General features: G+C 57.9%; 14 protein-coding genes. All 14 read left to right on the top strand.

The window, feature by feature from the left end; all coding sequences use genetic code 11:
- Window positions 1-91: 91 nt before the first annotated feature.
- The 14 genes from mnmG (at window position 92) to glmU (ending at window position 13081) form a co-directional block, all read left to right on the top strand.
- Window positions 92-1990 (top strand): tRNA uridine-5-carboxymethylaminomethyl(34) synthesis enzyme MnmG, encoded by a 1899-nt coding sequence (mnmG, locus tag F8N49_RS03110; protein ID WP_151550772.1) that lies wholly within the window; start codon window positions 92-94, stop codon window positions 1988-1990.
- Window positions 1987-2631 (top strand): 16S rRNA (guanine(527)-N(7))-methyltransferase RsmG, encoded by a 645-nt coding sequence (gene rsmG, locus F8N49_RS03115; protein ID WP_122698777.1) that lies wholly within the window; start codon window positions 1987-1989, stop codon window positions 2629-2631. The genes mnmG and rsmG overlap by 4 nt, the downstream gene beginning before the upstream one ends.
- 18 nt (window positions 2632-2649) lie before the next feature.
- Window positions 2650-3447 (top strand): ParA family protein, encoded by a 798-nt coding sequence (locus tag F8N49_RS03120; RefSeq protein WP_016772400.1) that lies wholly within the window; start codon window positions 2650-2652, stop codon window positions 3445-3447.
- Between the two features lie 9 nt (window positions 3448-3456).
- Window positions 3457-4329 (top strand): ParB/RepB/Spo0J family partition protein, encoded by an 873-nt coding sequence (locus F8N49_RS03125; protein WP_007960777.1) that lies wholly within the window; start codon window positions 3457-3459, stop codon window positions 4327-4329.
- A 148-nt stretch (window positions 4330-4477) separates the two neighbouring features.
- Window positions 4478-4885: a F0F1 ATP synthase subunit I gene (locus tag F8N49_RS03130; RefSeq protein ID WP_016772401.1), complete on the top strand. Its 408-nt coding sequence runs from the start codon at window positions 4478-4480 to the stop codon at window positions 4883-4885.
- A 16-nt stretch (window positions 4886-4901) separates the two neighbouring features.
- Window positions 4902-5771, top strand: a complete 870-nt coding sequence (gene atpB, locus F8N49_RS03135; protein WP_016772402.1) for a F0F1 ATP synthase subunit A — start codon at window positions 4902-4904, stop codon at window positions 5769-5771.
- A gap of 133 nt (window positions 5772-5904) precedes the next feature.
- Window positions 5905-6162 carry a F0F1 ATP synthase subunit C gene (gene atpE / locus F8N49_RS03140; RefSeq protein WP_003097235.1) on the top strand — a complete coding sequence of 86 codons (258 nt, stop codon included), beginning with the start codon at window positions 5905-5907 and terminating at the stop codon, window positions 6160-6162.
- A gap of 58 nt (window positions 6163-6220) precedes the next feature.
- Window positions 6221-6691, top strand: a complete 471-nt coding sequence (locus F8N49_RS03145) for a F0F1 ATP synthase subunit B (RefSeq protein ID WP_016772403.1) — start codon at window positions 6221-6223, stop codon at window positions 6689-6691.
- 12 nt (window positions 6692-6703) lie between these two features.
- Window positions 6704-7240, top strand: a complete 537-nt coding sequence (locus F8N49_RS03150; protein WP_016772404.1) for a F0F1 ATP synthase subunit delta — start codon at window positions 6704-6706, stop codon at window positions 7238-7240.
- Window positions 7241-7261: 21 nt separating this feature from the next.
- Window positions 7262-8806 (top strand): F0F1 ATP synthase subunit alpha, encoded by a 1545-nt coding sequence (gene atpA, locus F8N49_RS03155; protein WP_016772405.1) that lies wholly within the window; start codon window positions 7262-7264, stop codon window positions 8804-8806.
- A gap of 50 nt (window positions 8807-8856) precedes the next feature.
- Window positions 8857-9717 (top strand): F0F1 ATP synthase subunit gamma, encoded by an 861-nt coding sequence (gene atpG / locus F8N49_RS03160; protein ID WP_007911960.1) that lies wholly within the window; start codon window positions 8857-8859, stop codon window positions 9715-9717.
- A 27-nt stretch (window positions 9718-9744) separates the two neighbouring features.
- Window positions 9745-11124, top strand: a complete 1380-nt coding sequence (gene atpD / locus F8N49_RS03165) for a F0F1 ATP synthase subunit beta (protein WP_016772406.1) — start codon at window positions 9745-9747, stop codon at window positions 11122-11124.
- A 45-nt stretch (window positions 11125-11169) separates the two neighbouring features.
- A complete protein-coding gene (locus F8N49_RS03170) occupies window positions 11170-11595 on the top strand; it encodes a F0F1 ATP synthase subunit epsilon (protein ID WP_016772407.1) in 426 nt (141 codons plus the stop codon).
- 118 nt (window positions 11596-11713) lie between these two features.
- Window positions 11714-13081 (top strand): bifunctional UDP-N-acetylglucosamine diphosphorylase/glucosamine-1-phosphate N-acetyltransferase GlmU, encoded by a 1368-nt coding sequence (glmU, locus tag F8N49_RS03175; RefSeq protein WP_151550773.1) that lies wholly within the window; start codon window positions 11714-11716, stop codon window positions 13079-13081.
- The last annotated feature ends 171 nt before the right edge of the window (window positions 13082-13252 follow it).

Raw genomic sequence — 13252 nt, forward strand, 5'->3', positions numbered from 1 at the left:
AGGGCGAAGTCCCTATACTTGCCGACCAGGTCCAGCAACCTGAGCTCAACTATTTCCTGAATGACCTACTTAAGCAGGCACGAGGTGCGTGGTGGATTTCCCTTCCCGTTTTGAAGTGATCGTCATCGGCGGCGGTCATGCCGGTACCGAGGCAGCACTGGCGTCAGCACGCATGGGGGCAAAAACCCTGTTGCTGACGCATAACGTGGAAACCCTCGGTGCCATGAGTTGTAACCCGGCTATCGGAGGCATAGGCAAAAGCCACCTGGTCAAGGAAATCGACGCCCTCGGCGGCGCGATGGCCATGGCTACCGATAAGGGCGGCATCCAGTTTCGCGTGTTGAACAGCCGCAAGGGTCCGGCCGTACGGGCCACCCGTGCACAAGCCGACCGGATTCTCTACAAGGCAGCTGTTCGCGAAATCCTGGAAAACCAGCCGAACCTGTGGATATTTCAACAGGCTGCTGACGACCTGATCGTCCAGCAGGAACAAGTCCGTGGTGTGGTTACACAGATGGGGCTGCGTTTCTTCGCCGATTCTGTGGTGTTGACCACCGGTACATTCCTCGGCGGACTTATCCACATCGGTTTGCAGAATTTCTCCGGCGGTCGCGCCGGTGATCCACCGTCGATTGCTCTGGCCCACCGTCTGCGTGAGTTGCCATTGCGTGTCGGGCGCCTGAAAACCGGTACACCGCCGCGTATTGATGGCAAATCTGTGGATTTTTCGGTGATGACCGAGCAACCGGGCGATACACCAATTCCGGTGATGTCGTTCATGGGCAACAAGGAACAGCATCCCCGTCAGGTCAGCTGCTGGATCACCCATACCAATGCCCGCACCCACGAAATCATCGCGGCGAACCTCGATCGTTCGCCGATGTATTCCGCTGCCGGTGAAATCGAAGGCGTCGGCCCGCGTTATTGCCCGTCGATCGAAGACAAGATTCATCGCTTTGCCGACAAGGAAAGCCATCAGGTGTTCATCGAACCGGAAGGTCTGACCACCCATGAGCTGTATCCGAACGGGATATCCACAAGCCTGCCGTTCGACGTGCAATTGCAGATCGTGCAATCGATCCGCGGTATGGAAAACGCGCACATTGTGCGTCCGGGTTATGCGATCGAGTACGACTACTTCGATCCGCGCGACCTGAAGTACAGCCTGGAAACCAAAGTCATCGGCGGTCTGTTCTTTGCCGGTCAGATCAACGGCACCACCGGTTACGAAGAAGCTGGCGCTCAAGGTCTGCTCGCCGGGGCCAACGCCGCGCTGCGGGCCAAGCGCAAAGATGCCTGGTGTCCGCGCCGCGATGAAGCGTACATCGGCGTTCTGGTCGACGACCTGATCACCCTCGGTACTCAAGAGCCGTACCGCATGTTCACGTCGCGAGCCGAGTACCGCCTGATTCTGCGCGAAGACAACGCCGACCTGCGTCTTACCGAAAAAGGTCGCGAGCTCGGTCTGGTCGATGACGCGCGCTGGGCGGCGTTCTGCAAGAAGCGCGAAAGCATCGAACTGGAAGAGCAGCGCCTGAAAAGCACGTGGGTAAGGCCGAATACCCCGCAGGGCGATGCGATTGCCGAGAAATTCGGCACACCGCTGACTCACGAATACAACCTGCTCAACCTGTTGAGCCGTCCGGAAATCGATTACGCCGGTCTGGTCGAAGTGACCGGGCAGGGCGCCGAAGATCCACAGGTCGCCGAGCAGGTCGAGATCAAGACCAAATACGCCGGTTACATCGACCGCCAACAGGACGAAATCGCTCGTCTGCGCGCCAGCGAAGACACGAAATTGCCTGTGGATATCGATTACACCAACATCTCCGGTCTGTCCAAGGAGATCCAGAGCAAGCTCGGCGCCACACGTCCCGAAACGCTGGGCCAGGCTTCGCGGATCCCGGGCGTGACCCCGGCAGCGATTTCGCTGTTGATGATTCATTTGAAAAAACGCGGCGCGGGCCGTCAGTTGGAGCAAAGCGCTTGAGTGCCAAGGTCACTTCGCAACACGCCGAAGAGTTATCCACAGGAGCCCGCGAGCTCGGTGTCAATCTCACAGAAACCCAGCACGAATTGCTGCTGGGTTATCTGGCCCTGTTGATCAAATGGAACCAGGCCTACAACCTGACCGCCGTGCGCGATCCGGACGAAATGGTTTCGCGGCACTTGCTCGATAGTCTCAGCGTGATGTCGTTCATCGAAAACGGGCGCTGGCTCGACGTAGGCAGTGGCGGTGGCATGCCCGGTATCCCGCTGGCGATCCTGTATCCGGGCTCGCAAGTGACCTGTCTGGACAGCAATGGCAAGAAAACCCGCTTCCTGACCCAGGTCAAGCTCGAACTGAAGCTGGATAACCTGCAAGTTATCCACAGTCGCGTCGAAGCGTTCCAGCCTGCGCAGCCGTTCAACGGGATCATTTCCCGGGCGTTCAGCAGCATGGAAAACTTCACCAACTGGACTCGCCACTTGGGCGATGCCGATACACGCTGGCTGGCAATGAAGGGCGTTCATCCGGCCGATGAGCTGGTAGCATTGCCGGCAGATTTCAAACTCGATAGCGAACACGCCCTGGCCGTCCCCGGTTGCCAAGGCCAACGCCATCTGCTGATACTGCGCCGCACGGCATGATTGGGAACACAAGCAAGAATGGCTAAGGTATTCGCGATAGCGAACCAGAAGGGTGGTGTGGGCAAAACCACCACCTGCATCAACCTCGCAGCATCCCTGGTCGCGACCAAGCGCCGGGTGCTGTTGATCGATCTCGATCCACAGGGCAACGCCACCATGGGTAGCGGTGTGGATAAACATGGTCTGGAAAACTCGGTCTACGATCTGCTGATCGGTGAATGCGACCTGGGCCAGGCCATGCACTTCTCCGAGCACGGCGGCTATCAACTGCTGCCGGCCAACCGCGATCTGACCGCGGCCGAAGTGGTGCTGCTGGAAATGCAGATGAAGGAAAGCCGTCTGCGCAGTGCGCTGGCGCCGATCCGTGACAACTACGACTACATTCTGATCGACTGCCCACCGTCGCTGTCGATGCTCACGCTCAACGCACTGGTCGCCGCTGACGGGGTGATTATCCCCATGCAGTGCGAATATTTTGCGCTGGAAGGTTTGAGCGACCTTGTGGATAACATCAAGCGCATCGCTGAACTGCTCAATCCGAACCTGAAAGTCGAAGGCCTGCTGCGGACCATGTACGACCCGCGCCTGAGCCTGATGAACGATGTTTCGGCGCAGCTCAAGGAGCACTTCGGCGATCAGCTGTACGACACGGTGATCCCGCGCAACATTCGCCTGGCCGAAGCACCGAGCTACGGCATGCCGGCGCTGGCTTACGACAAGCAATCGCGTGGCGCCCTGGCCTATCTGGCTCTGGCGGGCGAGATGGTTCGTCGTCAGCGCAAAAATTCACGCATTGCTGCTGCTCAGCCAACTTAAGGAATCCCCATGGCCGTCAAGAAACGAGGTCTCGGACGTGGACTGGATGCACTGCTGAGTGGTCCGACGGTCAGCGCGCTGGAAGAACAAGCCGCGCAGGCCGACACCCGCGAACTGCAACACCTGCCGCTGGACCTGCTGCAGCGCGGCAAATATCAGCCGCGCCGCGACATGGACCCGCAGGCCCTGGAAGAGCTGGCGCAGTCGATCAAGGCCCAAGGCGTGATGCAGCCGATCGTGGTGCGCCCGATTGGCGGCGGTCGGTTTGAGATCATTGCCGGTGAACGCCGCTGGCGCGCCAGTCAGCAGGCCGGGCAGGAAACCATCCCGGCGATGGTTCGCGATGTGCCGGATGAAACCGCCATTGCGATTGCGCTGATCGAGAACATCCAGCGTGAAGACCTCAACCCGATCGAAGAAGCCGTCGCCTTGCAGCGCTTGCAACAGGAATTCCAGCTGACTCAGCAGCAGGTTGCCGAGGCTGTGGGTAAGTCGCGGGTGACTGTGGCTAACCTGTTGCGACTTATTGCACTGCCTGAAGTGATCAAGACCATGCTGTCGCACGGTGACCTGGAAATGGGTCACGCACGTGCCTTGCTCGGTCTACCGGACAATCAGCAGGTCGAAGGGGCGCGACATGTTGTCGCACGAGGGCTGACTGTGCGCCAAACCGAGGCACTGGTTCGTCAGTGGTTGAGTGGCAAACCGGAGCCTGTGGAAGCTGCAAAACCCGACCCGGACATCGCTCGCCTCGAGCAGCGCCTGGCCGAGCGCCTAGGCTCTGCGGTGCAGATTCGCCATGGCAAGAAGGGCAAAGGCCAATTGGTGATTGGTTATAACTCGCTCGACGAGCTTCAAGGCGTGCTCGCACACATCCGCTGAAACATTTCCTCATGTAGCGCGCAGTCGGAAATCACTACCTGACAGTTGAATAGGGGCAGAACCGCCCCTATACTCTGCGCGCATTTTGTCGGCACAAATTATGCCAAGTTATTGAATTTCGGCAGCCGACCATTGGAGAGCAACTGTGATGGAAACCCGCACGCCAAACCGCTTGCCTTTCCATCGCCTGGCGGTTTTTCCGGTGTTGATGGCTCAATTTGTCATTCTGCTCATTGCCGCTTTGGCGCTCTGGCAATGGCATGGAGTCGTTGCCGGATACTCGGGACTTTGCGGAGGCCTGATAGCCTTGCTGCCCAATGTTTATTTCGCTCACAGGGCATTTCGGTTTTCCGGCGCCCGAGCAGCCCAGTCCATCGTCCGGTCTTTTTATGCCGGCGAGGCAGGCAAACTTATTTTGACGGCAGTGCTGTTTGCACTGGTGTTCGCAGGTGTGAAGCCACTGGCGCCGATCGCAGTATTCGGCGTGTTCGTGCTGACGCAGTCGGTCAGCTGGTTCGCTCCCCTGCTGATGAGAACAAGACTTTCGAGACCTTAGGGCGTTTGAGGCAACCATGGCAGAGACAACCGCTTCGGGCTATATCCAGCACCACTTGCAGAACCTGACTTTCGGTCAGCTACCCAACGGCGGCTGGGGCTTTGCCCACACCGCAGCAGAGGCCAAGGAAATGGGCTTCTGGGCTTTCCACGTCGATACCCTCGGCTGGTCGGTCGCGCTGGGTCTGATCTTCGTTCTTCTTTTCCGCATGGCGGCGAAGAAAGCGACTTCGGGTCAGCCGGGTGCCTTGCAGAACTTCGTTGAAGTATTGGTCGAATTCGTCGATGGCAGCGTGAAAGACAGCTTCCATGGCCGTAGCCCGGTGATTGCACCGCTGGCGCTGACCATCTTCGTCTGGGTGTTCCTGATGAACGCCGTCGACCTGGTACCGGTCGACTGGATTCCTCAGCTGGCCATCCTGATCTCCGGCGATGCCCACATCCCGTTCCGCGCCGTGTCGACTACCGACCCGAACGCGACTCTGGGCATGGCGTTCTCGGTGTTCGCACTGATCATTTTCTACAGCATCAAGGTCAAGGGCATCGGCGGCTTCATCGGCGAACTGACCCTGCACCCGTTCGGCAGCAAGAACATCTTCGTTCAGGCCCTGCTGATCCCGGTGAACTTCCTGCTGGAATTCGTCACCCTGATCGCCAAGCCGATCTCTCTGGCTCTGCGTCTGTTCGGCAACATGTATGCCGGCGAGCTGGTGTTCATTCTGATCGCTGTGATGTTCGGCAGCGGCCTGCTCTGGCTCAGCGGCCTGGGCGTTGTTCTGCAGTGGGCGTGGGCTGTATTCCACATCCTGATCATCACCCTGCAGGCGTTCATCTTCATGATGCTGACCATCGTCTACCTGTCGATGGCGCACGAAGAAAACCATTAAGACCAGTCTCGACTAGTCTGATGTTCCTCCCGGTCAAACGGGAGGGAGCTCCTTGCGGGGCAGCTGAAACGATTTGTTTTACCGCTTTAATCTAAAAAACCTAAACCATACGACGTAAAAGTCGGGAGGAAAGATGGAAACTGTAGTTGGTCTAACCGCTATCGCTGTTGCACTGTTGATCGGCCTGGGCGCACTGGGTACCGCAATTGGTTTCGGCCTGCTGGGCGGCAAGTTCCTGGAGGGCGCAGCGCGTCAGCCAGAAATGGTTCCAATGCTGCAAGTAAAAATGTTCATCGTTGCCGGTCTGCTCGACGCCGTAACCATGATCGGTGTTGGTATCGCTCTGTTCTTCACCTTTGCGAACCCGTTCGTTGGTCAGATCGCTGGCTGATTACTCGGATCTTCCGGGTAATTTGGTGTGATGGACAACGTAACTGCGAGGTGTTGGCGTGAACATTAATGCGACCCTGATTGGCCAGTCCGTTGCGTTCCTGATTTTTGTACTGTTCTGCATGAAGTATGTATGGCCTCCGGTCATCGCTGCTCTGCACGAACGTCAAAAGAAGATCGCTGATGGTCTGGACGCTGCCAGCCGTGCAGCTCGCGACCTGGAGTTGGCCCAAGAGAAAGCGGGTCAGCAACTGCGCGAAGCGAAAGCTCAGGCAGCTGAAATCATCGAGCAAGCCAAGAAACGCGGTAACCAGATCGTCGAAGAGGCTGTTGAAAAAGCCCGTATCGACGCTGACCGTGTGAAGGTTCAGGCTCAAGCCGAGATCGAACAGGAACTGAACAGCGTCAAAGACAAGCTGCGTGCCCAAGTGGGCTTGCTGGCTGTTGGCGGCGCCGAGAAGATCCTGGGTGCCACAATCGATCAAAACGCGCACGCAGAGCTGGTTAACCAACTGGCTGCTGAAATCTAAGCGAGGGCGATCATGGCAGAACTGACCACGTTGGCCCGACCTTACGCTAAGGCGGCCTTCGAGCACGCTCAGGCCCACCAGCAACTGGCCAATTGGTCAGCCATGCTCGGCCTGGCAGCAGCGGTGTCGCAAGACGACACCCTGCAGCGCGTGCTCAAGGCCCCGCGACTGACGAGCGCAGAAAAGGCCGCCACGTTCATTGACGTGTGCGGCGACAAGTTTGATGAAAAGGCACGCAATTTCATCAACGTCGTTGCCGAAAACGACCGTCTCCTGCTTCTGCCGGAGATCGCCGCTCTGTTCGACCTGTACAAGGCCGAACAAGAGAAATCGGTAGACGTTGAAGTGACCAGTGCATTTGCATTGAACCAAGAACAGCAAGACAAACTCGCCAAGGTTCTCAGTGCACGACTCAACCGGGAAGTGCGCCTGCAAGTTGCGGAGGACGCTGCCTTGATTGGTGGTGTCGTGATCCGCGCCGGCGACCTGGTTATCGATGGCTCGATTCGCGGCAAAATCGCGAAACTTGCCGAAGCATTGAAATCTTGAGTTTGAAGGGGCAGCAGAGCAATGCAGCAACTCAATCCTTCCGAAATAAGTGAAATTATCAAGGGCCGCATCGACAAGCTCGATGTGACCTCCCAAGCCCGTAACGAAGGCACTGTCGTCAGCGTATCTGACGGCATCGTGCGGATTCACGGTCTGGCCGACGTCATGTACGGCGAGATGATCGAGTTTCCGGGCGGCGTCTACGGTATGGCTCTCAACCTGGAGCAGGACTCCGTAGGTGCCGTGGTATTGGGCTCCTACCAGTCGCTGGCTGAAGGCATGAGCGCCAAGTGCACCGGCCGCATCCTCGAAGTTCCTGTTGGTAAGGAATTGCTGGGCCGCGTAGTCGATGCTCTGGGTAACCCTGTTGACGGCAAAGGTCCACTGGGCAACACCGAGACCGACGCGGTCGAGAAAGTTGCTCCAGGCGTGATCTGGCGTAAGTCGGTAGACCAGCCTGTACAGACTGGCTACAAGGCTGTCGATGCCATGATCCCTGTCGGCCGTGGCCAGCGTGAGCTGATCATCGGTGACCGTCAGATCGGTAAAACCGCTCTGGCGATCGACGCGATCATCAACCAGAAAGACAGCGGCATTTTCTGCGTCTACGTAGCCATCGGTCAGAAGCAATCGACCATCGCCAACGTGGTTCGCAAGCTGGAAGAAAACGGCGCCCTGGCCAACACGATCATCGTGGCTGCCAGTGCTTCGGAATCTCCTGCGCTGCAATTCCTGGCACCGTACTCCGGTTGCACCATGGGTGAATTCTTCCGCGACCGCGGTGAAGACGCGCTGATCGTTTATGACGATCTGTCCAAGCAGGCAGTGGCTTACCGCCAGATCTCCCTGCTGCTGCGCCGTCCACCAGGCCGTGAAGCTTACCCAGGCGACGTGTTCTATCTCCACTCCCGTCTGCTGGAGCGCGCATCCCGCGTTTCGGAAGAATACGTAGAGAAGTTCACCAACGGCGCAGTGACCGGCAAAACCGGTTCCCTGACCGCACTGCCGATCATCGAAACCCAGGCTGGCGACGTTTCCGCGTTCGTTCCGACCAACGTGATTTCCATCACCGACGGTCAGATCTTCCTGGAATCGGCCATGTTCAACTCGGGCATCCGCCCTGCAGTGAACGCCGGTGTTTCGGTATCCCGTGTGGGTGGTGCCGCTCAGACCAAGATCATCAAGAAGCTCTCCGGTGGTATCCGTACCGCTCTGGCTCAGTACCGTGAACTGGCGGCATTCGCCCAGTTCGCTTCTGACCTGGACGAAGCGACCCGCAAGCAACTTGAGCATGGTCAGCGCGTTACCGAGCTGATGAAGCAGAAGCAATACGCACCAATGTCGATCGCTGACATGGCGCTGTCGCTGTATGCCGCTGAGCGTGGGTTCCTGACTGACATTGAAATCGCCAAGGTCGGCAGCTTCGAACAAGCGCTGATCGCTTTCTTCAACCGCGATCACGCCGATTTGATGGCCAAGATCAACGTTAAAGGTGACTTCAATGACGAAATCGACGCTGGCATGAAAGCCGGTATCGAGAAGTTCAAGGCCACCCAAACCTGGTAAGCCGCAGCGGGAGCCGCGAGGCTCCCGCTTGCTAACCTGATAGGTGTTACATGGCAGGCGCAAAAGAGATTCGCAGTAAGATTGCGAGCATCAAAAGCACGCAAAAGATTACCAGCGCCATGGAAAAAGTGGCGGTCAGCAAAATGCGCAAGGCACAAATGCGCATGGCTGCTAGCCGTCCTTATGCGGAGCGTATCCGCCAGGTAATTGGGCATCTGGCCAACGCCAACCCGGAATACCGCCACCCGTTCATGATCGACCGCGAAATCAAGCGCGTCGGTTATGTCGTCGTGAGCAGTGACCGTGGTCTGTGCGGCGGCTTGAACACCAACCTGTTCAAGGCCCTGGTCAAGGACATGGCGGTAAACCGCGAAAACGGCGTCGAGATTGATCTGTGTGTAGTCGGTAGCAAGGGTGCGGCCTTTTTCCGCAACTTCGGCGGTAACGTCGTTGCAGCTATCAGCCACCTGGGTGAAGAGCCGTCGATCAATGACCTGATCGGCAGCGTCAAGGTGATGCTGGATGCCTACCTGGACGGCCGTATCGACCGCCTGTCCGTGGTGTCCAACAAGTTCATCAACACCATGACGCAACAGCCTACCGTGGAGCAGTTGATTCCACTGGTGGCAACCCCGGATCAGGATCTCAAGCACCACTGGGACTATCTCTACGAACCGGACGCCAAAGAGCTGCTTGACGGCTTGATGGTCCGTTACGTCGAGTCGCAGGTCTACCAGGCGGTGGTCGAGAACAACGCGGCTGAACAGGCTGCGCGGATGATCGCGATGAAGAACGCTACCGACAACGCCGGTGATTTGATCAGCGATTTGCAGCTGATCTACAACAAGGCGCGTCAGGCTGCGATCACCCAAGAGATCTCGGAAATCGTCGGCGGCGCTGCCGCGGTTTAACGGTTCAAATATTCAGAGGATCCAGCTATGAGTAGCGGACGTATCGTTCAAATCATCGGCGCCGTTATCGACGTGGAATTTCCACGCGACAGCGTACCGAGCATCTACAACGCGCTGACTGTACAAAGCGCGGCCGCAACCACCCTGGAAGTTCAGCAGCAGCTGGGCGACGGCGTGGTGCGTACCATTGCGATGGGTTCCACCGAGGGCTTGAAGCGCGGTCTGGAAGTCACCGACTCTGGCGCAGCCATCTCCGTACCGGTCGGTAAAGCGACTTTGGGCCGGATCATGGACGTCCTCGGTAACCCGATCGACGAAGCTGGCCCGATCGACACCGAAGAGCGCTGGGGCATTCACCGCGCAGCACCTTCGTTCGCTGAGCAAGCAGGCGGCAACGACCTGCTGGAAACCGGCATCAAGGTTATCGACCTGGTCTGCCCGTTCGCCAAGGGCGGTAAAGTCGGTCTGTTCGGTGGTGCCGGTGTAGGCAAAACCGTAAACATGATGGAACTGATCCGTAACATCGCCATCGAGCACAGCGGTTATTCCGTGTTCGCCGGTGTGGGTGAGCGTACTCGTGAGGGTAACGACTTCTACCACGAGATGAAGGACTCCAACGTTCTGGACAAAGTGGCACTGGTTTACGGTCAGATGAACGAGCCGCCGGGAAACCGTCTGCGCGTAGCACTGACCGGCCTGACCATGGCCGAGAAGTTCCGTGACGAAGGTAACGACGTTCTGCTGTTCGTCGACAACATCTATCGTTACACCCTGGCCGGTACTGAAGTATCCGCACTGCTGGGCCGTATGCCTTCGGCAGTAGGTTACCAGCCGACCCTGGCTGAAGAGATGGGCGTTCTGCAAGAACGTATCACTTCGACCAAGGAAGGTTCGATCACCTCGATCCAAGCGGTATACGTACCTGCGGACGACTTGACCGACCCGTCGCCAGCGACCACCTTCGCCCACTTGGACGCCACCGTCGTTCTGTCCCGTGACATCGCTTCTCTGGGTATCTACCCAGCGGTAGATCCACTGGATTCGACTTCGCGTCAGCTGGACCCGAACGTGATCGGTCAGGACCACTACGACACCGCTCGCGGCGTTCAGTATGTTCTGCAGCGTTACAAAGAGCTGAAAGACATCATCGCGATCCTGGGTATGGACGAGCTGTCGGAAGCCGACAAACAGTTGGTTAACCGTGCTCGTAAGATCCAGCGCTTCTTGTCGCAGCCGTTCTTCGTGGCTGAAGTCTTCACCGGTGCTTCGGGTAAATACGTTTCCCTGAAAGACACCATTGCTGGCTTCAAAGGCATCCTCAACGGTGACTACGACCACCTGCCAGAACAAGCGTTCTACATGGTTGGCGGCATCGAAGAAGCGATCGAGAAAGCCAAGAAACTGTAATCCCGGCGCCCGGCAACGGGCGCTAATTTAGGTTGAGGCAATCAGATGGCTATGACAGTCCATTGCGATATCGTCAGCGCGGAAGGGGAAATCTTTTCCGGCCTGGTCGAGATGGTGATTGCGCACGGTGCACTGGGTGATCTTGGTATCGCTCTGGGTCACGCGCCGCTGATCACTAATCTCAAGCCGGGTCCGATCCGCCTGATCAAGCAAGGCGGGGAAGCCGAGGTGTTCTACATCTCCGGTGGTTTCCTCGAGGTTCAGCCGAACATGGTCAAGGTACTTGCCGATACTGTGCAACGTGCTGCCGACCTGGATGAAGCTCAGGCTCAGGCAGCTCTCAAGGCTGCCGAGAATGCCCTGAACGAAAAAGGCGCGGACTTCGATTACGGCGCCGCTGCCACTCGTCTGGCCGAGGCTGCAGCCCAGCTGCGCACCGTCCAGCAGATCCGCAAGAAGTTTGGCGGTTAATCCGTCAGCCGCTTATTGTACGATTGATAAAAAAGGGTAGCCTCGGCTACCCTTTTTTCTTTTCCGAATTCCCACAAACCGGTCGCAGTTGCTGACCACCCAGGATTGGTAGCCAGTCATGTCTCTCGAAATCGTTATCCTCGCGGCCGGTCAAGGCACTCGCATGCGCTCGGCGCTGCCCAAAGTGCTGCACCCGATTGCCGGCAACTCCATGCTCGGCCATGTTATCCACAGCGCTCGGCAACTTGATCCACAGCGCATTCACGTGGTGATCGGTCACGGTGCCGATGTGGTGCGTGAGCGTCTGGCAGCTGATGACCTGAATTTCGTGTTGCAGGACAAGCAACTGGGCACTGGCCATGCCACCGCCCAGGCGGTGCCGTTCATTGATGCCGACACTGTGCTGATTCTTTACGGCGATGTGCCGCTGATTGAAGTCGAAACCCTGCAACGTCTGCTCAAGCATGTCGTGCCGGGCCAGATGGGTTTGCTCACTGTTGAGCTGGACGACCCGACCGGTTACGGCCGCATCGTGCGTGATGCTGACGGCAAGGTCGCGGCGATCGTCGAGCACAAAGACGCCAGCGAAGCGCAACGTGCGATCACCGAAGGTAACACCGGCATCCTCGCTGTGCCGGCCGATCGTCTGGCGGACTGGATGAGTCGCCTGTCGAACAACAATGCGCAGGGCGAGTACTACCTCACCGACGTAATCGAAATGGCGGTCAGCGATGGTTTGGTGGTGGCTACCGAACAACCGCACGACCCAATGGAAGTGCAGGGCGCCAATGATCGCAAGCAGCTCTCTGAACTGGAGCGTCATTACCAGTTGCGCGCCGGCCGTCGCCTGATGGCTGAGGGCGTGACTCTGCGTGACCCGGCCCGCTTCGACGTACGCGGCGAAGTCAGCGTCGGCCGCGACGTGCTGATCGATATCAACGTGATCCTCGAAGGCAAGGTCATCATTGAAGACGACGTACAGATCGGCCCGAACTGCGTGATCAAGGACAGTACCCTGCGCAAAGGCGTGGTGATCAAGGCCAACAGTCATATCGAAGGGGCCATTCTCGGTGAAGGCAGCGACGCCGGTCCCTTCGCGCGTTTGCGCCCGGGCACTGTGCTCGAAGCGCGCGCTCATGTGGGTAACTTCGTTGAGCTGAAAAATGCACACATGGGCGAAGGTGCCAAGGCTGGCCACCTGACTTACCTGGGCGATGCCGAGATCGGCGCGCGCACCAACATCGGCGCCGGCACCATCACCTGCAACTACGATGGCGCCAACAAGTGGAAAACCGTCCTGGGTGCTGACGTGTTCATCGGCTCCAACAACTCGCTGGTCGCCCCTGTGGATATCTCCAACGGTGCAACCACTGCGGCCGGATCGACCATCACGCAAAATGTGGATAACGCTCAGCTGGCGGTTGGCCGAGCCCGTCAGAAGAACATCGACGGCTGGAAGCGGCCGGAAAAAATCAACAAATCCTGATTTTTCCACAACCTCTTGTGGGAGCGAGCCTGTTCGCGAATGCGGTTTGTCAGTCACGTCTTCAGTGGCTGAGACTCCCTTTCGCGAGCGGGCTCGCTCCCACAGTCATTTCAATCTTTCTGAATTTTTCTCCCCGCGTCTTGACGGAAACCTTTCGATAGAGTTTCATTG

The organism is Pseudomonas sp. GXM4 (assembly GCF_008923895.1).
GTDB classification, from domain to species: Bacteria; Pseudomonadota; Gammaproteobacteria; order Pseudomonadales; family Pseudomonadaceae; genus Aquipseudomonas; species Aquipseudomonas atacamensis.